Annotated in this window: 19 protein-coding genes and 2 pseudogenes; 5 read left to right on the top strand and 16 right to left on the bottom strand. The window is 62.7% G+C overall.

Annotated elements, in window-relative coordinates:
* Positions 1-54 precede the first annotated feature (54 nt).
* The 6 genes from QCE58_RS18910 to catA form a co-directional block, all read right to left on the bottom strand.
* The gene (locus QCE58_RS18910) at positions 55-462 is read right to left on the bottom strand and encodes a RidA family protein (protein WP_033536407.1); all 408 of its coding nucleotides are present in this window, start codon (positions 460-462) and stop codon (positions 55-57) included.
* A 19-nt stretch (positions 463-481) separates the two neighbouring features.
* Positions 482-1,258, bottom strand: coding sequence for a benzoate diol dehydrogenase BenD (gene benD / locus QCE58_RS18905; RefSeq protein WP_250458636.1), 777 nt, complete (start codon positions 1,256-1,258; stop codon positions 482-484).
* Positions 1,255-2,283 carry a benzoate 1,2-dioxygenase electron transfer component BenC gene (gene benC / locus QCE58_RS18900; protein ID WP_250441310.1) on the bottom strand — a complete coding sequence of 343 codons (1,029 nt, stop codon included), beginning with the start codon at positions 2,281-2,283 and terminating at the stop codon, positions 1,255-1,257. The genes benD and benC overlap by 4 nt, the downstream gene beginning before the upstream one ends.
* Before the next feature lie 35 nt (positions 2,284-2,318).
* Positions 2,319-2,807, bottom strand: a complete 489-nt coding sequence (benB, locus tag QCE58_RS18895; RefSeq protein WP_008347590.1) for a benzoate 1,2-dioxygenase small subunit — start codon at positions 2,805-2,807, stop codon at positions 2,319-2,321.
* A complete protein-coding gene (locus QCE58_RS18890) occupies positions 2,804-4,162 on the bottom strand; it encodes a Rieske 2Fe-2S domain-containing protein (RefSeq protein ID WP_033536408.1) in 1,359 nt (452 codons plus the stop codon). The genes benB and QCE58_RS18890 overlap by 4 nt, the downstream gene beginning before the upstream one ends.
* Positions 4,163-4,267: 105 nt before the next feature.
* Complete coding sequence (gene catA, locus QCE58_RS18885; protein ID WP_008347586.1) at positions 4,268-5,203, bottom strand: catechol 1,2-dioxygenase; 936 nt, start codon at positions 5,201-5,203, stop codon at positions 4,268-4,270.
* Between the two features lie 177 nt (positions 5,204-5,380).
* On the opposite strand from catA, the gene QCE58_RS18880 reads away from it, so the two are divergent.
* The 4 genes and pseudogenes from QCE58_RS18880 (at position 5,381) to QCE58_RS18865 (ending at position 9,047) form a co-directional block, all read left to right on the top strand.
* Positions 5,381-6,304, top strand: coding sequence for a LysR family transcriptional regulator (locus QCE58_RS18880; protein WP_008347585.1), 924 nt, complete (start codon positions 5,381-5,383; stop codon positions 6,302-6,304).
* 105 nt (positions 6,305-6,409) lie between these two features.
* The gene (locus QCE58_RS18875) at positions 6,410-7,537 is read left to right on the top strand and encodes a muconate/chloromuconate family cycloisomerase (RefSeq protein WP_008347583.1); all 1,128 of its coding nucleotides are present in this window, start codon (positions 6,410-6,412) and stop codon (positions 7,535-7,537) included.
* Positions 7,538-7,575: 38 nt separating this feature from the next.
* Positions 7,576-7,854: a muconolactone Delta-isomerase gene (catC, locus tag QCE58_RS18870; protein WP_008347582.1), complete on the top strand. Its 279-nt coding sequence runs from the start codon at positions 7,576-7,578 to the stop codon at positions 7,852-7,854.
* A gap of 8 nt (positions 7,855-7,862) precedes the next feature.
* A pseudogene (locus tag QCE58_RS18865) lies at positions 7,863-9,047 on the top strand (benzoate/H(+) symporter BenE family transporter).
* A gap of 376 nt (positions 9,048-9,423) precedes the next feature.
* On the opposite strand, the gene QCE58_RS18860 reads toward QCE58_RS18865, so the two are convergent.
* From QCE58_RS18860 to QCE58_RS18850, 3 genes and pseudogenes are all read right to left on the bottom strand, one after another.
* On the bottom strand, positions 9,424-10,977 hold the full coding sequence (locus tag QCE58_RS18860) for a class I adenylate-forming enzyme family protein (RefSeq protein WP_250522216.1): 1,554 nt from the start codon (positions 10,975-10,977) through the stop codon (positions 9,424-9,426).
* Between the two features lie 67 nt (positions 10,978-11,044).
* On the bottom strand, positions 11,045-12,250 hold the full coding sequence (locus QCE58_RS18855) for an amino acid aminotransferase (RefSeq protein ID WP_175980530.1): 1,206 nt from the start codon (positions 12,248-12,250) through the stop codon (positions 11,045-11,047).
* An 11-nt stretch (positions 12,251-12,261) separates the two neighbouring features.
* A pseudogene (locus QCE58_RS18850) lies at positions 12,262-13,634 on the bottom strand (amino acid permease).
* 135 nt (positions 13,635-13,769) lie between these two features.
* Here QCE58_RS18850 and QCE58_RS18845 point away from each other — a divergent pair.
* A complete protein-coding gene (locus QCE58_RS18845) occupies positions 13,770-14,243 on the top strand; it encodes an Lrp/AsnC family transcriptional regulator (protein WP_175980527.1) in 474 nt (157 codons plus the stop codon).
* A 23-nt stretch (positions 14,244-14,266) separates the two neighbouring features.
* Here the strand turns inward: QCE58_RS18845 and QCE58_RS18840 are convergent, their stop codons facing one another.
* The 7 genes from QCE58_RS18840 to QCE58_RS18810 all read right to left on the bottom strand — a co-directional run bounded on the left by QCE58_RS18840 (position 14,267) and on the right by QCE58_RS18810 (position 20,340).
* Positions 14,267-15,064 carry an ATP-binding cassette domain-containing protein gene (locus QCE58_RS18840; protein WP_175980525.1) on the bottom strand — a complete coding sequence of 266 codons (798 nt, stop codon included), beginning with the start codon at positions 15,062-15,064 and terminating at the stop codon, positions 14,267-14,269.
* Positions 15,061-15,843 (bottom strand): aliphatic sulfonate ABC transporter permease SsuC, encoded by a 783-nt coding sequence (gene ssuC / locus QCE58_RS18835; RefSeq protein ID WP_008347569.1) that lies wholly within the window; start codon positions 15,841-15,843, stop codon positions 15,061-15,063. Before ssuC ends, QCE58_RS18840 begins: the two co-directional genes overlap by 4 nt.
* Entirely contained in the window at positions 15,840-16,988 is a 1,149-nt protein-coding gene (ssuD, locus tag QCE58_RS18830; protein WP_175980523.1) for an FMNH2-dependent alkanesulfonate monooxygenase, read from the bottom strand. The genes ssuC and ssuD overlap by 4 nt, the downstream gene beginning before the upstream one ends.
* Positions 16,989-17,126: 138 nt before the next feature.
* On the bottom strand, positions 17,127-18,113 hold the full coding sequence (locus tag QCE58_RS18825; RefSeq protein ID WP_250522215.1) for a sulfonate ABC transporter substrate-binding protein: 987 nt from the start codon (positions 18,111-18,113) through the stop codon (positions 17,127-17,129).
* A gap of 151 nt (positions 18,114-18,264) precedes the next feature.
* The gene (locus QCE58_RS18820; protein WP_008347565.1) at positions 18,265-18,459 is read right to left on the bottom strand and encodes a hypothetical protein; all 195 of its coding nucleotides are present in this window, start codon (positions 18,457-18,459) and stop codon (positions 18,265-18,267) included.
* A gap of 209 nt (positions 18,460-18,668) precedes the next feature.
* Positions 18,669-19,364, bottom strand: a complete 696-nt coding sequence (locus QCE58_RS18815) for a CBS domain-containing protein (RefSeq protein ID WP_033536426.1) — start codon at positions 19,362-19,364, stop codon at positions 18,669-18,671.
* 136 nt (positions 19,365-19,500) lie between these two features.
* The gene (locus QCE58_RS18810; protein WP_309780044.1) at positions 19,501-20,340 is read right to left on the bottom strand and encodes an alpha/beta hydrolase; all 840 of its coding nucleotides are present in this window, start codon (positions 20,338-20,340) and stop codon (positions 19,501-19,503) included.
* Positions 20,341-20,507 lie beyond the last annotated feature (167 nt).

Raw genomic sequence — 20,507 nt, 5'->3', positions numbered from 1 at the left:
CTGCGTGCATGGCGCAGCAAGGTCGGTTCTTTTTACGTTGACGTTTCTTGCGTGTTACGACGCGCTCGCCGTCACTACGGCGACCGCCTTGATTTCGACGATATAACCCGCGGAACCACCGAGCATATGCGCGCCGATCGCGGTCCACGCCGGCAGCGGATGCGTGTTCAGATAACGCTCGCGCACCTGCATGAACAACGGCAGATCGCGCATGTCGGTATGAAAGCTCGTCACGTCGACGACATCGCTCAACGAAGCACCCGCCGCTTCGAGCACGAGCTCGAGATTGTCGAAAGCCTGCACGATCTGCGCTTCGCGGTCTTCGACCAGTTGCATGTTCGCATCGCGTCCAATCTGCCCGGACACGTAGATCGTATTGCCGGCCTTGATGGCGGGCGCATAGCGGATCTTTTCGTAGACCGCTTCCATTCCCGCGGGAACGATTGCCTTGCGTTCACTCATGATTGCGTCTCCCGTGACATCAGCCGTTATCGCCGCCGGCGACGGGCAATACCGCGCCGGTGATATAGCTCGCTTCGTCCGATGCGAGGAAGAGAATCGGCGCGATCTGTTCGTCCAGCGTGCCGTAGCGTTTGAAGAACGTCGATTCGGTGACCTGCTTCACCGCTTCGCCCATCCAGACTTTTTCCTGCTCGCTGTCGCCGCTCGCATTGCGCGGCACGCGTCGCGCGGGCGCTTCGGTGCCGCCCGGCGCGGCTGCGACCACGCGGATGTTGCGCTCGCCGTATTCCATCGCGAGCGCCTGCGTCATTGCGTTGACGCCGCCTTTCGCCGCCGAATACGGCACGCGACGAATCCCGCGCGTCGCGTTCGAAGACACGTTCACGATGGTTCCGCGCCCGCGTTCGAGCATATGGGGCAACACGGCATGGCACGCGTAGAGCGTCGGCATGAGCGAGCGCCTGATTTCGGCGTCGATCTGCGCGGGTTCGAACTCGGCAAACGGACGCATGCGAATCGCGCCGCCGACGCCGTTGATCAGGATATCGATGCCGCCGAACGTGCGCGCTGCGAACGCCATCGCGGATGCCGCGCCTTCATACGTTTCCATGTCGGCGACGAAGCCGGCCGTATCCGCGCCCTGCGCTTCGGCGGCCACTTCCCCGATGAAGTCCGCGCGATCGACGAGCACCACCTTCGCGCCTTCCGCCGCCGCACGCAGCGCCACGCCGCGCCCGATGCCCTGCGCCGCGCCGGTCACGACCATCACCTTGCCGGCAAATCGTTGCGTGTTCATGCTGCCACCGGCGCGGCGTTGGGCGTGAACTTCTCGTAGTGGAAGCTGTTGGGCTTCACGCCGCTATCGTCGAAGTGCTTGCGCACGGCATCGACCATCGGTGGCGGGCCGCAGAGATACACATCGACATCGCCGTCATTCAGCGATTCGGCGGGCATGTGCTGCGTCACCCAGCCTTTGCGCGGATGGTTCGAATCCGCATCCGCGACGACGGTGCTGAACGTGAAGTTCGGCAACCGCGCCGTATAGGCTTCGATCGCTTCGACTTGCACGAGATCGAGATCGCGCGTCACGCCATAGATGAGGTGAATCTTCTGCTGCGAGTTCGCGCGTGCGAGCACTTCGAGCATCGAGAGGAATGGCGCGAGACCCGTGCCGCCCGCGAGGAACAGCAGCGGACGCTCCACCCCGCGCAGATAGAAACTGCCGAGCGGACCGGTCAGCTCGACCGTGTGACCGGCCTGCGCGGATTCGAGCCATGTGCTCATCACGCCGCCGGGAATCTTCTTGATGAGAAAGCTGATCTTCGTCGCGCCCGGCGCCGACGAGAACGAATACGAACGATGCTGTCCGCTGCCCGGGACATCGATATTCACGTACTGGCCCGGCAGAAAAACCGGCGCGGGCGTAGCGGCATCCACATCCAGTTCGAGCACGACGGCGGCGTCGTTGTGCGGCTCGATCTTCGTGACCGTCGCGGCGAACTTGCTCTGCGCGGTCTTGCATGCCGTCGACGATGCCGGGACCGCGATCACGCAATCGCTCGATGGCACCATCTGGCAGGTGAGCACGAGACCGCTTTCCTTTTCGTCGTCGGAAAGCGCGTCTTCGATGTAGTCGTCGCCGAGATCATAGTTGCCGCTTTCGGCGCGGCATTTGCAGGTGCCGCACACGCCGTCGGAGCAATCCATCGGCAGATTTATCTTGGCGCGGAATGCGGCGTCGAGAACTTTCTCGCCCGCCTTGCATTCGACAAAACGCGTCACGCCGTCTTCGAAATTCAGTGCAATGTTGTAGCTGGACATGTTGCCTCCTACTTCCTGTCTCGTCACCGCGAGTGTCAGACGTGATAGACGTCGAGCACCTGGCGGATATAGTCGTTCTTCAGCACAATCTTCTTGTGCGCAATCACCAGAATGTCGTCGACCTTGCGCAGCGTCACGAAGATCGTGCCGAAGAAATGATCGGTGATCTTGTAGCGGTGATTGAGCGTGTCGAAGTTGTAGCGCACATCCACTTCGTTCTCGCGCTCGGCCAGCACTTCCACGTTGGTGACGTTGTGGCTCGTGCGCGGCTCGGGCATCGAAGCGCCACTGCGCTCGGTCTTGATGCGGAACACGCGATCTTCGAGGCCGCCGCGATCCGGGTAATACATCAACGAGATCTGACTTTCGTGGTCATCGGTGATCTGATCGTCGTCGTCCCATGCGGGCATCCAGTACGTGACGTCTTCCGCATAGCAGCCGAGCCATTCGTCCCATTGACGATCGTCGAGCAGACGCGCTTCGCGATACAGCGTCGCGCAGATTTTCAGGTAGTCGAAGCTCATGCCAGTGCCTCCCCTTGTTCCTTCTTCAACGCGTCGCGCATCACGTTGACCCAGTATTCGTGCTGCACGACGAAGAGTCCTTCGTCTTCGCTGCGCTCGCCCGAAATGAGCGGCTTGATACCCATGTTCTGCGCGTTCTCGTCAGGACCGTGGACCCAAAGCGGCGCGCCGCGCGAGAGGTCGTTCCACATCGCCGTGATGCCCGCATAACCCGACTGGCACGCGCGGAATTCCTCGAGGTCGTCGCTCGTGCCCATGCCGGTCACGTTGAAGAAGTCTTCGTACTGACGGATGCGCGTCGCGCGATCTTCGGCGCTCTCGCCCTTCGGCGCGAAGCAGAAGATGCTGACTTCGGTCTTGTCGACGCCGAGCGGGCGCACCACGCGAATCTGCGTGCTGAACTGATCCATCAGAAAGACGTTCGGATAGAGGCACAGATTGCGCGTCTGATTGACGATGTAATCCGCCTGCACTTCGCCCACGCGCGCCTTGATCTCTTCGCGATGCTGATACACCGGCCGCACTTCCGGATTCATCGTCTTCGTCCACAACAGGATGTGGCCATGATCGAATCCGTACACGCCCGCGACCGACTTGCTCCAGCTATTCGCATCGACGGCCTTGGTGCCTTCGATCTTGCGGCGGCCCATCGTCGCGGCGTAATTCCAATGCACGGTGCTGACGTGATAACCGTCGCAGCCGTTTTCCATCTGCATCTTCCAGTTGCCGTCGTAGATGTACGAGGAATTGCCGCGCAAGACTTCGAGGCCGTTCGGCGCCTGATCGACGATCTGATCGATGATGACCTTCGTCTCGCCGAGATAGTCTTCGAGCGGCATCGAATCCGCATTCAGGCTGCCGAAGAGAAAGCCGCGATAGTTCTGGAAACGCGGCACGCGGCGCAGATCGTGCGAGCCGTGCGTGTTGAACTGGATCGGGTATTCGGTCGTCTTCTCGTCCTTCACCTTCAGCAGCTTGCCGGTGTTGGAGAACGTCCAGCCATGGAACGGACAGGTGAAGCTGCCCTTGTTGCCGTGCTTGCGGCGGCAGAGCATCGCCCCCTTGTGCGCGCATGCATTGATGACCGCGTGCAACTCGCCGGTCTTGTCTCGCGTCACCACGATGGGCTGACGGCCGATCCACGTCGTGTAGTAATCGTTGTTGTTCGGGATCTGGCTTTCGTGCGCGAGATACACCCAGTTGCTCTCGAAGATGTGTTTCATCTCGAGATCGAACAGATCGGCGTTCGTGAAGATGTCGCGGCGGCAACGGAAGATGCCACTCTCCTTGTCGTCCTGGACGGCGTTTTGCAGCAGTTCATCGAGCTGCGTGGCTTTGTCGGTGATGGCGGACATATGAGTTCTCCCTATGCGCGTTCCGGCGACGGAGCGCATGCATCGGTATCGAAGGGGTCGTACGGAGATTCGGGCGGCGGCGGGCTGACCGCCGCTGTTGCGTAATTACGCGGTGACGGATGCGCGCGGGCGCTGGACGAGCTGGTTGTCCTTGCCCTGCACGAGCGGCGTCAACTGGATGTCGAACACGATTTCGTTGTACGCGTCGGCCTTCAGCCCCAGCGCCGTGCCGCCCGTCTTTTCGACGACATGCGGAACGAGTTCTTCGCGAGTCGCATAAGCGAAGTCATCCCAGATCAGCGGATCGCCTTCGATGTTGATCTGCGTCGTCAGCTTGCGATGCTTCTCGCTCGTCGCGAAGAAGTGCACGTGCGCCGGACGATTGCCATGACGCGCGAGCGAGTTCAGCAGTTGCTGCGTCGCGCCGTGCGGCGGGCAGCCGTAGCCGACCGGCATCAGCGTGCGGAATTCGTACTTGCCGTCCGCGCCCGTTTTCACTGCGCCGCGCAGATTGAAATCGCTTTGCGCGCCGGTCGGGTCGAAGTGCGAGTAGAAGCCGTTCGAGTTGGCGTGCCAGCATTCGACGACCGCATTCGCAACCGGCTTGCCATCGTGACCCGTGACCGTGCCGCGAATGACGAGCGGGCCGGCGTTCGCATCGGGATCGAGATCGATCTTCGACACGCCCTCGCGCACCGGCGCACCGGCCACATACAGCGGGCCTTCGATGGTGCGCGGCGTGCCGCCGTGGATATCGGCTTCGCGGTCTGCGGCATCCATGCGGATGTCGAGATACTTCTCCAGACCGAGGCCGGCGGCGAGCAACGCCGCTTCGCCATCCTGACCGAGCTTGTTGAAATAGTTGACGCCGGCCCAGATTTCATCGGGCGTCATGTCGAGGTCGTCGATCGCCTTGAAGAGGTCGCTCAACAGGCGATGCGTGATCTCTTTGGCGCGAGCATTGCCGTCCTGACTCCCGATGTTCGCAGCGGCCTTCAGCAGGTCCTGCACTTCCTTCGTATCGAACACTTTGATGCTCATGTCTTCTCCTGAATCTCGCAATTTTCTGGTGGGGGTTAACCCTCGCTTCATCACCTGTGCAGATATGCTCGGAAGGTATAGTCGGGTGTTGAAACAGAGCGTGAAGGCAGGATAATGGACGTAAAGAAGCCCAGTCCAACACTGATTTAGTATCGGGCCATATCCAGGAGGTATTGAATGGAGTTGCGACACCTGCGTTACTTCGTGGCGGTGGCGGAAGAAAGAAACTTCACGCGCGCGGCCGAAAGGCTGCATATCGCACAACCGCCTTTGAGCCGTCAAATACAGCAACTCGAAGAAACGCTCGGCGTGCAACTCTTCGAACGCAACTCGCGGCCGCTCAAGCTCACGGAGACCGGCAAGTTCTTTTATTCGCATGCGGTGCAGTTGCTCGCGCAGACCGCCGAACTCGAATCGATGACGCGCCGCGTAGGCAATATCGAGCGCAGTCTTTCGGTGGGATTCGTCGGCTCGACGCTCTACGGCATGCTGCCGAAGATCATCCGGCGCTTTCGCGACGAGAACGCGACCGTCGAACTGAGCCTGCACGAAATGTCGACGATGGACCAGATCCGCGCGCTCAAGGATGGCCGCATCGATGTGGGCTTCGGGCGCATTCGTCATGAGGATGCCAACATCCGTCGCGTGATCTTGCGCGAAGAGCAACTGATCGTCGCGCTTCCGCTCGGGCACCCGCTCTCGCTCGCGAAGCCCATTCTCTCGCTGCGCGATCTCGTCAACGAGACGCTCATCATCTTTCCGAAGTCGCCGCGCCCGAGTTATGCGGATCAGGTGCTCGCGGCGTTTCAGGATCGCGGGCTCGCGCCGCGCAAGATCTACGAAGTGCGCGAATTGCAGATCGCGCTGGGGCTCGTCGCGGCGGGCGAAGGCATTTCCGTCGTGCCGAGCAGCGTCCACGGCCTGAAGCGCGACGACGTGAGCTACAAGGAACTCGACGATCCCACGCTCGTTTCGCCGGTCATCATGAGCATGCGCGCGCTCGACGAATCGCGCGACATCAAGGAAATGCTCGAACTCATTTACCGGCTGTATGACGAGGAGAAGATTCCTTACACGGCGCGCACGGATCGGGGGCGATGACGCGCGTCATACCTGGGGGGTATCGCACTAGACGCGAATGGTCTTGGACAGGCGGCAAACGGGCGCGCAATACTGCATCAACCTCTCCATTCCGACATTTCAGGTATGAACGCCCAAATCACCTCCGTCGAAGCGATTCTGGTTGATCTCCCGACCATTCGCGCGCATCAACTCGCGATGGCGACGATGCAGCAGCAAACCCTCGTCATCGTCCGTCTGCGCACGAGCGACGGCATCGAGGGCATTGGCGAAGCCACGACCATCGGCGGCCTGTCTTACGGCGATGAAAGCCCCGAAGGCATCAAGCTGACGATCGATACCTATCTCGCGCCCGCGCTCATCGGACAGGATGCGAGCAACATCAACGCGGCGATGCTGAAGCTCAACAAGGTCGCGCGCGGCAATCGCTTCGCGAAGTGCGCGCTCGAAACGGCGCTGCTCGACGCGCAAGGCAAGCGGTTGAACGTGCCGGTGTCGGAGTTGCTCGGCGGCGCGGTGCGCAAGACGCTTCCGGTACTCTGGACGCTCGCGAGCGGCGACACGCAGCGCGATATCGAAGAAGCGGAAATGCTGCTGGCCGAACGCCGTCACAACACATTCAAGCTGAAGATCGGCCGGCGCGGCGTGCGCGATGACGTCGCGCATGTATCGAAGATCAAGGCCGCGCTCGGCGATCGCGCGAAAGTCACCGTCGACGTGAATCAGGCATGGAGCGAGACCGATGCGTCGCTCGGCATCGAAGCGCTTCAGGCAGCGGGCATCGATCTCATCGAACAGCCGACTCCGCGCGAGCAGCGCGGCACGCTCGCGCGGCTCGCGGCGCGCTTCATCGTGCCGATCATGGCCGACGAAGCGGTGACGGGCCCCGAGGACGCGCTCGAACTCGTGCGTCACGCATGCGCCGATGTGTTCGCGCTGAAGATCGCGAAGTCCGGCGGCATCTACGGAATGATGCGCACGGCCGCCATCGCGGATGCGGCGGGCGTCTCGCTCTACGGCGGCACGATGCTCGAAGGCAGCATCGGCTCGATTGCATCGGCGCATGGTTTCAGCGCGTTGCCGCAGCTCGCGTGGGGCACGGAACTGTTCGGGCCGCTGCTGTTGAAGGACGACATCGTCACGGCGCGTCCGCAGTATCGCGACTTCGATCTGCACTTGCCGGAAGGACCGGGCCTCGGGCTTCAGATCGATGAAGCGAAGCTCGCGTTTTATCGTCGCGACAAGCGCGCTTGAATCATCGAATCAACGCATCAACAACGATTGGGGACATCATGCTTTATCTCGTCAGAATGGACGTTCATCTGCCGCACGACATGCCCGCCGCCAAAGCCGATGAAATCAAGGCGCGCGAGAAGGAATACTCGCAGGAACTGCAGCGGCAAGGCAAATGGCAGCAGTTGCATCGCGTGGTCGGCGAATATGCGAACTACAGCGTCTTCGATGTCGATTCGCACGATGAACTGCACACGATCTTGTCCGGCCTGCCGCTCTTCCCGTACATGACGATGCAAGTGACGGCGCTCGCTCATCATCCGTCGTCGATTCGCTGAAGCCGCGCATGTCGATTCCGGTATCGCGGGAAGGAAGCGGGTCGGTATCGGCGGTGAGCGCCGGGTTGCTTGCCGTCATCATCTCGTATGCCGGACCGCTCGCGATTCTCTTCCTTGCCTAGCACGCGGCACATGTCGGCAACGTCGTGATCGCGTCGTGGGTCTGGTCCATCTCGATGGGCGCGGCCGTTTCGGGCATCGCGCTGAGTGTGTGGCTGAAGCAGCCGATCATCACCGCGTGGTCGGCGCCCGGTTCGGCGCTGCTCGTCACGCTGTTTCCGGGCATGCCGGTGAGCGAGGCGATCGGCGCGTATATCGTCGCGGGCGCGTGCATCTTCGTGCTCGGCTTGTCGGGATGGTTCGATGAGATCGTCAAGCGCATACCGAAGGGCATCGCCTGCGCGATGATGGCCGGCATTCTCTTTCAGTTCGGCACGAACGTATTCAAGTCGATTGCCGTTACGCCGTGGCTCGCGTTGGGCATGATCGCGAGCTTCCTCGTTTTTCGCCGATGGGCGCCGCGCTACTGCCTCATTCTGGTTCTCGCGTCCGGCTGCGCGCTGGCGATGGCACTCGGCCTGACGCATTTCGAGTCGGTCAGCCTTCATCTCACGCCCCCCGTATTCACGATGCCGACTTGGTCCTGGCAATCGACCGTGAGTCTTGCGTTGCCGCTCGTCATCGTCAGTCTGACGGGGCAATTCCTGCCTGGCTTTTCGATCTTGCGCGTGTCGGGTTATCAGACGCCGACGCGTCCCGTGCTCATGACGACGGGCCTCGCATCGATGCTCGTCGCGTTTTCGGGCGGCATCACGATCGTCATCGCGGCGATTACGGCGGCGCTATGCACCGGGCCCGATGCGCATCGCGACCCGGCGAATCGTTATGTTGCGGGCATCGCCAATGGCGTCTTCTATCTGATCGGCGGATGCTTTGCGGGGACGGTCGTCATGCTGTTCGCCGCGCTGCCGAATGCGTTCGTTGCGGTGCTCGCCGGTCTCGCGCTGCTCGGCGCGATCGCGGCGAACGTCGTGGGGCTGGTGCAGGATGAGGCGCATCGGGAAGCTTCGTTTATCGCGTTTATCGCGACGGCTTCGAATATGAGTTTTCTCGGGTTGGGGTCGGCGTTTTGGGGGATCGTGCTGGGGACGGTGGCGCATTTGGTGTTGGGGCGGGCGAGGGACAGGGGCTAATTCGGACTTTGCGTGTATGCCTTCAAAACGCACGGTTATCCCGAGAGCCATCCTCACGATGCGCAAGTCAGGCGGGACGCCGCTCGACTTCCAGAAGTTCACGCTTGAAGACGTGCGTATTAGCGGCGTCGATCCTATTGGATCGGGTGGCTACCATGCCGAGAATGTTTAACTCCCGTTTGCGAGCGTTAAACAGGAATACACCACTCAAAATGCGCAGGGCGGTAGCAATGGTGTTATTACGGCTGCGTTCGATCTTCGGGCACGCTCAATTCGGCAAATGCGTTGATCGTGCTCCGGAGCATGAGTGAGGGACTTGTCGATGGCGGTAGCTTTACGTCGTCGATCGGCGTGCTTACTTACCAAGGACAATATTTCAACTGACTGCAGCCGGCATCGCACGCGCTTGGCCGAATGTACACCTGGTACTTAAGGCCTCCCGACACCAGAACCCAATCGCCGCCCGATTCACCTTCCCTTGCTCGGTAAGCGGCACGCGCTGCACGGCAGCCATCCGCACAACCTTCGCCACTGCGACCCCACACGCCGATTCAAGCGCCCGCATGCAACGCGCGACATCCACACGCCTTCCTGTCCACGGCACCACTACGACATCCCACACATAACCGCGCGCAGCATCGGCCGATGCAACAGCGCGCGCATAGCGCACATCGGGCAACGCACAAAGCGGCGTTTCGATCTGCGCCGGACCGACGACGGCACCATCGATTTCGGCGACATCCCCTCCACGTCCGATCACATGCAGATAACCCCTCCCGTCGATGAAGCCGATATCGCCCGTCATGCACCAGCCATCGCGAAACTTCTGCGCCGCTTCGATCGGCTGCCGGTAATAGCCCTGCGCCACCGCCTTCGATTTCACCTCGATTGCGCCGTGCTCGCCATGACGCGCGAACGTGCCGTCGGCGCGGCGAATCCGCACCTCGACGCCCGGCCGGATACGCCCGGCGCTCTCGAGCAGACTCGCATCGACGAGATAGTCCGACGGCGTCAACACGCTCACGAGCCCCGCTTCGCTCGCGCCGTACATGTGCGTGAGCACCGGGCCGAGGCGCTCGATCGCGCGCCGCCGCAAAATCGCGGGCGCCGATCCGCCGATATGCGCGACCGAGCGCAACGAAGACAGATTGCGCCGATGAACGTCCGGATGATCCATCGTTTCGAACAGTTGCGGTTCGACGAGCAAGACGTCCGTGATGCGCTCGGCTTCGATCGTCGCGAGCGTTTCGGCGGGATCGTAGCCAGGCTTGAGCACGACGATGCCGCCGCCCATCAACGTGTTATCGACGAGCACTTGCGACAGATACGCAAGCGCGCCGTTGACGAGCTGCCGCCGATCCTCGGGGCTCGGCGCGCTCACCATCGTCGAATATGCGGCGAAGCTGCGGCGGCTCGCTTTCGGCACGCCGGTCGAGCCGCCCGACGACACCACCACGGCGAGATCGTCGGGTCTTGCACGGCTCTCAACCGGCAGATCGTGCTGCACGCGCGCCCGGATATCCAGCCGCAAACGCGCCGGCCCCGTTCCGACATACGCGAGACGCGCGCCGCTATGCGCCGGCACGAGATGCTTCGTCTGTTCGAAGGCGATGAGCAACGTCGGCTGCATGCGCGTGACAAACGCGGCGCGCTGTTCCGCGCGCGTGATCGCGGGCAGGAACATCGTCGTTGCGCCGAGCAGGCCGGTCGCGTAGCGGATCGCGAGCGCATCGGGGCAGTTCGGCGCGAACATCGCGACGAACCCGCCGCGCGTGACGCCGAACGACGCAAGCGCCCGCGCATATCGATAGATCGATGCGCGAAACGCCGCGCCGGTCACGTCGTCGTCGAGATAGCGCAGCACCGTGCGATCGGCGTGCGCGTCGAGTTGGTCGAGCAGCCCATCGACATAAGAGCGAAACGTTTCCATGACTGCATCCCTCCTTCATCAGCGATGGATGCAGTGTGCCCGCGCACAATGAGGCGAAAATGAGCGGCTACGCGATCGCTTTCGACAGCACTTCGCCGATGGCGCTTGCGGTCGCATCGACGTTGCGCTCGTTCAGCGCCGCGACGCACATGCGGCCCGAGCGGATCAGATAGACGCCGTGCCGTTCGCGCAGCACATCGACCTGCGCGGCGGAAAGCCCCGTGTACGTGAACATGCCGCGCTGCTCGACGTAACGCGCAAGCATCGCATCGGGCACGTTGCCGGAAAGACGCGCGTGAATCGCGCTACGCATGCGCGCGATGCGCGTGCACATCGACGCCAGTTCTTCCTGCCACGATTGCCGCAACGCGGGCGTCGTCAAGACGCGCGCGACGATCCTCGCGCCATGCGTCGGCGGATTGCTGTAGTTCGCGCGCACGGCGCTCGTCAGTTGACCGAGCACGCGCGCCGCTATCTCCGCCGATTCGCAGATCACCGACAACGCGCCGCAACGCTCGCCGTAGAGCGAAAAGTTCTTCGAGAACGAATTGGCGATCAGCGCGGGCACGTTGCGGCGAACCAGCTCGCGAATCGCGAACGCATCCGCATCGAGTCCCGCGCCGAAGCCCTGATACGCCATGTCGATGAACGGAAGCAAGTCGCGCGCTTTGATGGCGTCGATGAGCATCGCCCATTGCGCATCGTTCAGATCGACGCCCGTGGGGTTATGACAGCACGCGTGCAGCAGCACGACGCTCTTCGCAGGCAAGTCGCGGATCGCCGAGAGCATCGCGTCGAACTTCAGGCCGCCGCTCGCTTCGTCGTAGTACGGATACGTGCCGACCGTGAAGCCCGCGCGCTCGAAGATGAAGCGATGGTTATCCCACGTCGGATCGCTCACCCAGACGTGCGACGCCGGGAAATAGCGCTTGATGAAGTCCGCGCCGACCTTGAGCGCGCCGGAGCCGCCGAGCGTCTGCACGGTCGCGATGCGGCCTTCGATGCGCGCTGCGGAATCGTCGCCGAATACGAGCGACTGCACGGCATCGCGATACGCGGCGAAGCCCGCCATCGGCAGATACGGTTTCGCAGCGGGTTCCGCGAGCAACTGCGCTTCCGCTTCGCGCACGGCGCGCATCACCGGCAGACGGCCTTCGTCGTCGTAGTAGATGCCGATGCTCAGATTGACCTTGTCCGCGCGCGGATCCTTCGCGAAGTCTTCGTTGAGCGAAAGGATCGGATCGCCGGGATAGGCATCGATGTGTTCGAACATGACCGTCTCCTTCAGACGCGCGACAAGGCCGCACTCGCGCGACGGCGATTGCGAATCGCATAGCCGACGCCGAGCACCGCGAGCCACACGGGAATGAGATAGACCGAGATGCGCAGATCGGGGATCAGGCACATCACCACGAGAATGCCCGCGAGGAACGCGAGGCACAGATAGTTGGTGAGCGGATAGCCGAGGCTCTTGAACACGGTCGTTTCGCCATTGCGCGCCTTCACGCGTCGGAATTGCAGATGGATGAGCGAGATCATCGCCCAGTTGATGATGAGCGCCGACACGACGAGCCCCATCAGTAACTCGAACGCCTTGCCCGGCATCAGATAGTTGATGAGCACGCAGACGGCCGTCGCGAGCGCGGAGACGCCGAGCGCGGCGAGCGGAATGCCGCGCCGGTTGACCTTGAGCAGCGCGCGCGGCGCATTGCCCTGCTGCGCGAGACCATAGAGCATGCGGCTGTTGCAATACACGCCGCTGTTATAGACCGAGAGCGCCGCCGTGAGCACCACGGCATTGAGCACATGCGCGACGAAGTTGCTGTTCATCGCATGGAAGATGAGCACGAACGGGCTGCCGCCGGTCACGACCTTCTGCCACGGATACAGCGAAAGGAGCACGCCGAGCGCGCCTACGTAGAAAATCAGAATGCGATAGATCACCTGATTGGTCGCGCGCGGAATCGTGTGCGAGGGATCGTCCGCTTCGGCCGCGGTGATGCCGACCAGCTCCAGCCCGCCGAACGAGAACATGATGACGGCCATCGCCATGACGAGACCGGAGACGCCGTTCGGGAAGAAGCCGCCGTGACGCCAGAGATTGGTCACGCTCGCGTCCGGCCCGGCGCTGCCCGAGAACAGCAGCCAGCCGCCGAAGCCGATCATGCCGACGATCGCGACGACCTTCACGATCGCGAACCAGAACTCCAGCTCGCCATACGATTTGACGCTCGTCAGATTGATCGCGTTGATGATGCAGAAGCAGACGAGCGCGGAGATCCACGTCGGGATGCCCGGCCACCAGTACTGCAGTAGATGCCGACGGCGGACAGCTCGGCCATCGACACGAGAATGTAGAGCACCCAGTAATTCCAGCCCGACAGAAAGCCCGCGTACTGTCCGCAGTATTTGTCCGCGAAGTGGCTGAACGAACCCGCGACCGGCTCGTCGACGACCATCTCGCCCAGTTGCCGCATGATGAAAAAGGCGACGATGCCCGCGATCGCGTAGCCGAGCAGCACCGATGGTCCCGCCGACTTGATCGTCTGCGCGATGCCGAGAAAAAGCCCGGTGCCGATCGCCCCGCCGAGCGCGATCAGCTGAATGTGACGGTTCTTCAGGCCGCGCTTGAGCGTGCCGTGTCCCTCATGTGTCACGTGTCTCTCTCCTTGTGCTCGATTTAGGGGAATCAGTGTAAATTTGTTACGGCACAATATGATTTCCTAACGCGCGCAGACAAACCCTAGTTTGCGCGTCCGGATTTCATCGATTGGTTCATCGGAGAAAGGAAATTGCAGACTATCGAGATCGATCGTATCGACCTGCGTTTGCTCGGGATACTGCAGTCGCGCGGGCGCATCTCCAATCTCGAACTGGCGGAAGCGATCAACCTGTCGCCGGCGCAGACGTTGCGGCGGCATCGGCGGCTGGAAGAAATGGGTGTCATCAAGGGCTACGAGACGCGGCTCGATGCGCAGGCGCTGGGCTTCGGCGTCGTCGCCTTCATTCAGGTGACGATGGAGCGCGGGCACGTGCGCGACCTCGCGAAGTTCAAGGGCGTCGTCGGCAAGCTCGCGGAGATTCAGGAATGCTTCGCCGTGACCGGCGATATCGATTACATGCTGAAGGTGATCGCGCGGGACCTGAAGGGCTTGTCGGAGTTTCTGCTCGACACGCTGATGCGTATTCCCGGCGTGAGCGGCGTGAAGTCGAGCGTATGTCTCGACGAGTTGAAGTGCGTGAGCGCGGTGCCGCTGGAGGGATAGTGAGGGCGGCGCTCACGCCAGGATCACGTCGAGCCTCGCTGAAGCACCCGCGAAAGCACCTGTTCCTCGAGTTCGGCAAACCCCGGCGCCGTGCGCGTGCGCGGCCTCGGCAGCGGGACGTCGGTATCGAGCGTGATGCGCCCCGCATCGATCAGCACGATGCGATCGCCGAGCGACACCGCTTCCTGCACATCGTGCGTGACCAGCAGCGCGGTGAGCCGATGTTCACGCCACAAACGCTCGATCAAGCCCTGCATTTCGATGCGCGTCAACGCATCGAGCGCGCCGAGCGGTTCATCGAGCAAAAGCAGATCCGGCCGATGCACGAGCGCGCGCGCCAGCGCCACACGCTGACGCTGCCCGCCCGACAGACGCGACGGCCAGTCCTTCTCGCGTTCCGCAAGGCCGACCTCGGCAAGCGTCGCGCGGGCTTCGTCGCGCTTCTCGCGCGGCAGGCCGATCATCACGTTGTCGAGCACGCTCTTCCACGGCAAGAGACGCGCGTCCTGAAACATGATCCGCACTTGCAGTTCGTCCGATCGCGCGGCGGCGTTGCGCTGCAGAATGCCGCCGGTCGGTTGATCGAGACCGGCGATGAGCCGCAGCAACGTCGACTTGCCGCAGCCGCTGCGCCCGACGATCGATACGAAACTGCCGCGCTCGATCGACAAGTCCAGCCGATCCAGCACCGTGCGCTCGCCGAAGCGCTTCTCCACGCCGCGCAGCGACACGGCGATATCGCGCCCGCCGAGCGGCGCGCGCGCATGTGTTTCGACGCGCCTGAACGCGGGCGTCAGCGTGTCGATATCGATCAGATTCATGATTGCGCCTTCGTTTGATACGCCGGATGCCAGCGCAAGGTCGCGCGTTCGATCGCGCGCGCGGCCATGTCGGCGAGTTTGCCGAGCAGCGCGTACAGCAGGATGCCGACGACCACGACATCGGTTTGCAGGAACTCTCGCGCGTTCATCGTCATGTAGCCGATGCCCGACTGCGCGGAAATGGTCTCGGCGACGATCAGCATCACCCACATCAGCCCGAAGGCGAAGCGCACGCCGACGAGTATCGACGGCAACGCGCCCGGCAAAATCACATCGCGATACAGCGCGAAGCCGGACAAGCCGTAGCTTCTCGCCATCTCGATCAGGTCGCGATCGACCGAGCGGATGCCGTGATACGTGTTGACGTAGACCGGAAAGAACACGCCCAGCGCGACGAGCACGAGCTTCGCTTCCTCGCCGATGCCGAACCACAGGATCAAGAGCGGAATCATCGCGAGCGCGGGGATGTTGCGGATCATCTGCACGGTCGAGTCGAGCGCGATTTCGGCGGGCTTGAAAAGACCCGTCGCGAGACCGAGCACGAAGCCGATTCCGCCGCCCATCGCGAAGCCCGCGAGCGCGCGGCCCGCGCTGACCTTGACGTTGGCCCACAGATCGCCGGATTCGATCAGCGCCCACGCCGCCTTCACCACCGCGAGCGGTTCGGGCAGCACGCGCGACGACAGTCCGCCCGTGCGCGCGGCGCTTTCCCACGCGATGAGGATCATCAACGGCACGAGCCACGGCAGCGCGCGGCGAGCAATGAATGCCAGTTTCATGATGCCGATGCGCGCGGCAATTCCGACGTGCCGATGACTTCGCCGAACGGCCCCGAGAGCGGCCCGCTCGCCTGCTCGCGCTGCTTGCGCGGCAGAAGCGGAAACACCAGTTCGGCGAAACGATACGACTCTTCCAGATGCGGATAACCCGACAGGATGAACGTATCGATGCCGAGTTCCGCGTACTGTTTCATCAGCCCGGCGACCTGCTCCGGATTGCCGACGAGCGCGGTGCCCGCTCCGCCGCGCACGAGCCCGACGCCCGCCCACAGATGCGGATACACCTCCAGCTTGTCGCGGCTGCCGCCGTGCAACGCGGCCATGCGTCGCTGGCCTTCGGAATCCATCTTCGCGAACGAGGCCTGCGCGCGGCGGATGGTTTCATCGTCGAGCTTGCTGATGAGTTTGTCGGCGTCGGCCCATGCTTCCTCTTCGGTCTCGCGCACGATCACATGCAGGCGAATGCCGAACTTGATGTCGCGCCCTTGCGCTTTCGCGCGGCTGCGGATATCGGCGAGCTTCTTCTCGACGTCCGCGGGCGGCTCGCCCCACGTGAGATACGTGTCGATGTGCTTCGCCGCGATATCGTGCGCCGCCGCCGACGAACCGCCGAACCACAGCGGCGGATGCTGCTTCTGCACCGGCGGATACAGCACCTTGCCGCCCTGCGATTGCAGATGCTTGCCGTCGAAATCGAAGCTGCCGTTGTCGTGCGACTGTTCGAGCAGGCCGCGCCAGATCGTGAGGAATTCGTCGGTGATTTCGTAGCGCGTGTCGTGATCGTGAAAGACGCCGTCGCCCGCGAGTTCGGTCGGATCGCCGCCAGTCACGACGTTGATGAGCAGACGCCCGTTCGAGAGCCGGTCGAACGTCGATGCCATGCGCGCCGACAATCCCGGCGAGCTCAGGCCAGGGCGAATCGCGACGAGAAACTTGAGGCGCTTCGTCGCGGGAATGAGGCTCGACGCGACCACCCACGCGTCCTCGCAGGAACGGCCCGTGGGCAGCAGCACGCCTTCGTAGCCGAGCGTATCGGCGGCTACCGCGATCTGGCGGAAGTAATCGTAATTCGCGGCGCGCGCGCCTTGCGACGTGCCGAGATAGCGGCTGTCGCCGTGCGTGGGGATGAACCAGAAAACATTCATGTTCGTCGTGTCTGAGAGAGGGCTTGCCGCGCGCAGGAATGCAGCGGCGCTCGAACGAGTCTAACGACGCGTCGCGCGCGGCTGAACCATCGATTCGCGCTAAGGATGTGCGTGATCGTGCTAACGCCGGTCGCCGCGTCAGGCAACGTTCCAGCGCGCTTCGGTCACGTCGAGCTTCTTCGGGATGAGCTTGAGGCTCGTGAAGGTATCGGCGATCTGCTGCTGGTACGCGAGCGTGGCTGGATCGATCGGCTGCACGCCGTACGACGTGCGTTTCAACGCCGTTTCGAGGATGCCGGTATCGAGCCCGACGAGCGGCGACAATTGCGCCGCCACGGCGGAGACGTTGTCGCGCGCCCAGCGATCGACCTGATCCAGCTCTTCGAGCACCGCATGCACGAGTTGCGGCTGCGCCGCCGCGATCCTGCGCGTCGCGAGGTAGTACTGCACGTTGCGCACGATGCCTTCTGCGTCGGTCAGTTGACGCGCGTTCGCCTGCTTTTCGGCGGCGGCGAGATACGGATCCCAGATCGCCCATGCGTCGATGCTGCCCTGCACGAACGCGGCGCGCGCATCGGCGGGCGCGAGATAGACCGGTTGAATATCCGACCACGTGAGATTCGCTTTTTTGAGCGCCTCGACGAGCAGATAGTGAACATTCGATCCTTTATTCAGCGCCACTTTCTTGCCGCGCAATTCCGCGACCGAACGGATAGTCGAATCCTTCGGCACGACGATCGCCTCGGCGTGCGGCGCGGGCGGCTCGTGGCCGATATACACGAAGTCGACGCCCGCCGCCTGCGCGAAGATCGGCGGCGTCTCGCCTACCGTGCCGATATCGACCGCGCCCGCATTGAGTCCCTCGAGCAGTTGCGGCCCGGCCGGGAATTCGAGCCATTGCACCGTGACACCTTGCGCCGCAAGGCGTTTGTCGAGCGATCCGCGCGCCTTGAGCACGACGAAGTTGCCGTACTTCTGATAGCCGATACGCAAGGTCTTCGGCGCATCGGCGGCTTGCGCGATGCGCGTGGCGAGCCCGCCCGACAGCCCCGCACCGAGCGCGGCGAGCGTGAAGAGCGTGCGACGGCGCGCGGGAATGGAAGGCGTGTTCTTGCGGTCGGACATGCGTGTTTCCTCGTTGAGCGAAGGCATCTTTACCGATGCCAATGCTAACAACGCATGCCTCGCGGGCTAAACGAGAAATCGTGATATCGATAGTGCGGTCAGGCCGATGTGTACCGACGTGACTCAGTACGTCTGCACACGTCCCGACGACTCAGTGAGTGCGCCGCACGGCGCGCAGCAGCCAATCGCCATCTTCCGTGATGCGCGGCAGTTGCGCGCCGCTCACGAGTTGTTCCATCGCGATCAGTTGACGTTCAAGAAGCGTGTCGAGCTCGTGCCGGTCGATGATCTGATCGGCGGCATCCTTGACGAGCATGAGCGTTGCGAATTCGTGTGCGCTGAGCATACCTGTCTCCCCATCGTTTGATTAGCTGATGTAGGCATGCGCTTCGGACGCATGACCCGGGGGTACCTCTGGCCGCGATAGCAGCGGGATTCGATAGTAGGACCGGATGCCCGTTCGCGGCAATTCGGGTCGTCCCGGATAGTGGGAGAAATCGGCCGATCGAGACGACTTACGCCGCGACGCGCCTGTCGTTGATCGGCTTTGGACTTTCACAGCCCCGGCATGATCGGATAAGGAATCGTGTGATCCTCGACGCGCTTCACGCCCGGAATGCTTTGCGACGCGATACGCATGGCATCGAGCTGATCCCTCGACCACACCGTGCCCCACAAATGCACGACGCCATCGCGCACGACGATATTGCGCCCCGGAAACGCCCAGCCGCGTCCAGCGAGATCGCCCATCAGCATGGCGCGGATTTCGGCATCGCTGGCGAGCGCCTCGGGCGCGGCTTCGACGGCGAGCGCCGACGCCAGCGCCTGCACCAGATTCGAGCGGCTGACGATGCCGACGAGGCGGCCATCGCGCAGCACCGGCACGCGCTTGATGTGATGGCTTTCGAGCACCGCGGCGATATCGGCCAGCGACGTGTCCTCTTTGACGCAGATGGGTTCGCGCGTCATGATCTCGCCGACCGTCGGGGCATGCGACTTGATGTAGTCGGCCGCGCCGCCATCGGAGCCGAGCATGTCGAGCCACCACGAGCGGCGGTTGCGTTTCTCGGTGCCGATTTCCTCGCGATGAAGCAGATCGCCTTCGCTGATCATGCCGACGACGCGCTCATCCTGATCGACGACGGGCGCAGCGCTGATGCGGTGCTGCACCAGGAGCCGCGCCAGGTCATGCACTCTCGTTTCGGGCGTGACGGAAACGACAGGGGAAGTCATTACATCGCGTGCTTGCATCATGTGCTCCGGAGGTCGATGAATAAGGTCGCGCATACGCGTCCTGAATCACTCTAAGGAGCGCTGCGCGATCCTCGATTGACTTGCATCAAGCAATCCACCGGAGCACGCGTGCGGCGAACCGACGCGGCCTCGTTCAATGCGCGCCGATGAACGCGACGACGTCGGCGAGAACGGGCGAATCCTTGCGGCGCGACGCCGAGAACGTGTCGATGATCGTGTCGTGGCCGTATCCCGCGTATTTCTTCAGCACGACGGCGTCATGATGCGCGCGCAGCGCTTCCGCGAAGCGATCGCTGTTGCGCGGATCGACATCGGTGTCGGCCGTGCCTGCGGCGAGCAGCATCGGCGGTTCGTCTCCCGATATGAACGCGATCGGCAACGCACCCGCGCGCAACGCGGCCGGAAAGATCTCGTCCATGTGGGGATCGCTCGTCGGGATCGCGGCGTACGGGCCGGCGAGTCCGATCATCCCGCGCAGCGAAGTATTCGCGATGCCTTGCGTGGCGAGATAGCGCGGATCGGTTGCGAGCATCGAGGCCAAGTGCGCGCCGGAGGAATGCCCCATCAGAAAGATGCGATTGGGATCGCCGCCGTATTCGTGCGCGTGATCGCGTGCCCAGCGCACGGCGGCGGCGGCGTCATAGAGAAAGCCGGGGAAAACGGCTTGCGGATAAATGCGGTAATCCGGCGCGACGGTCACGATGCCGTGCGCGGCGAGCGCCTCGGCAATATTGCGCGAGTCCTTGCGATGGCCGCTTTGCCAGCCTCCGCCGTAGAAATACACGACGACCGGGCGATTCCCCGGCGTGCCCGAATCGGGTGCATAGACGTCGAGCCGCTCGCGCGGATCCGTGCCGTACGCGATACCGTCGGCTCGTTCGCTATCGTGTTCGAGCGCGCGCGCCGCTATGACGCCGCCCACGCATGCCGCCAGCGCGAGGGCAATGAACTTTCTTCTTGCCGGAAAATGCATGTTGCGTTCGGAGTATTTTTTCAGGCGACATGACATGATGCACGACGCTTATTGTCCGTGCTGGAAATATCGTTGCGTGCATCATCTTAGAGCAGCAGGAACCGCACACACTTACGGCGGCCTGACGAATAGCATCACGAATCTTTCATAATCTTTCCAATTAGGAA

The sequence above is a fragment of the Caballeronia sp. LZ028 genome, from assembly GCF_031451415.1.
Lineage (GTDB): Bacteria > Pseudomonadota > Gammaproteobacteria > Burkholderiales > Burkholderiaceae > Caballeronia > Caballeronia zhejiangensis.
This window is presented reverse-complemented; position numbering and strand designations above follow the sequence as displayed.

Coding starts and splice junctions, on each gene's coding strand:
- QCE58_RS18910 (WP_033536407.1), bottom strand. CDS start 462: ATGAGTGAACGCAAGGCAATCGTTCCCGCGGGAATGGAAGCGGTCTAC.
- benD (WP_250458636.1), bottom strand. CDS start 1,258: ATGAACACGCAACGATTTGCCGGCAAGGTGATGGTCGTGACCGGCGCG.
- benC (WP_250441310.1), bottom strand. CDS start 2,283: ATGTCCAGCTACAACATTGCACTGAATTTCGAAGACGGCGTGACGCGT.
- benB (WP_008347590.1), bottom strand. CDS start 2,807: ATGAGCTTCGACTACCTGAAAATCTGCGCGACGCTGTATCGCGAAGCG.
- QCE58_RS18890 (WP_033536408.1), bottom strand. CDS start 4,162: ATGTCCGCCATCACCGACAAAGCCACGCAGCTCGATGAACTGCTGCAA.
- catA (WP_008347586.1), bottom strand. CDS start 5,203: ATGAGCATCAAAGTGTTCGATACGAAGGAAGTGCAGGACCTGCTGAAG.
- QCE58_RS18880 (WP_008347585.1), top strand. CDS start 5,381: ATGGAGTTGCGACACCTGCGTTACTTCGTGGCGGTGGCGGAAGAAAGA.
- QCE58_RS18875 (WP_008347583.1), top strand. CDS start 6,410: ATGAACGCCCAAATCACCTCCGTCGAAGCGATTCTGGTTGATCTCCCG.
- catC (WP_008347582.1), top strand. CDS start 7,576: ATGCTTTATCTCGTCAGAATGGACGTTCATCTGCCGCACGACATGCCC.
- QCE58_RS18860 (WP_250522216.1), bottom strand. CDS start 10,977: ATGGAAACGTTTCGCTCTTATGTCGATGGGCTGCTCGACCAACTCGAC.
- QCE58_RS18855 (WP_175980530.1), bottom strand. CDS start 12,250: ATGTTCGAACACATCGATGCCTATCCCGGCGATCCGATCCTTTCGCTC.
- QCE58_RS18840 (WP_175980525.1), bottom strand. CDS start 15,064: ATGAATCTGATCGATATCGACACGCTGACGCCCGCGTTCAGGCGCGTC.
- ssuC (WP_008347569.1), bottom strand. CDS start 15,843: ATGAAACTGGCATTCATTGCTCGCCGCGCGCTGCCGTGGCTCGTGCCG.
- ssuD (WP_175980523.1), bottom strand. CDS start 16,988: ATGAATGTTTTCTGGTTCATCCCCACGCACGGCGACAGCCGCTATCTC.
- QCE58_RS18825 (WP_250522215.1), bottom strand. CDS start 18,113: ATGTCCGACCGCAAGAACACGCCTTCCATTCCCGCGCGCCGTCGCACG.
- QCE58_RS18820 (WP_008347565.1), bottom strand. CDS start 18,459: ATGCTCAGCGCACACGAATTCGCAACGCTCATGCTCGTCAAGGATGCC.
- QCE58_RS18815 (WP_033536426.1), bottom strand. CDS start 19,364: ATGCAAGCACGCGATGTAATGACTTCCCCTGTCGTTTCCGTCACGCCC.
- QCE58_RS18810 (WP_309780044.1), bottom strand. CDS start 20,340: ATGCATTTTCCGGCAAGAAGAAAGTTCATTGCCCTCGCGCTGGCGGCA.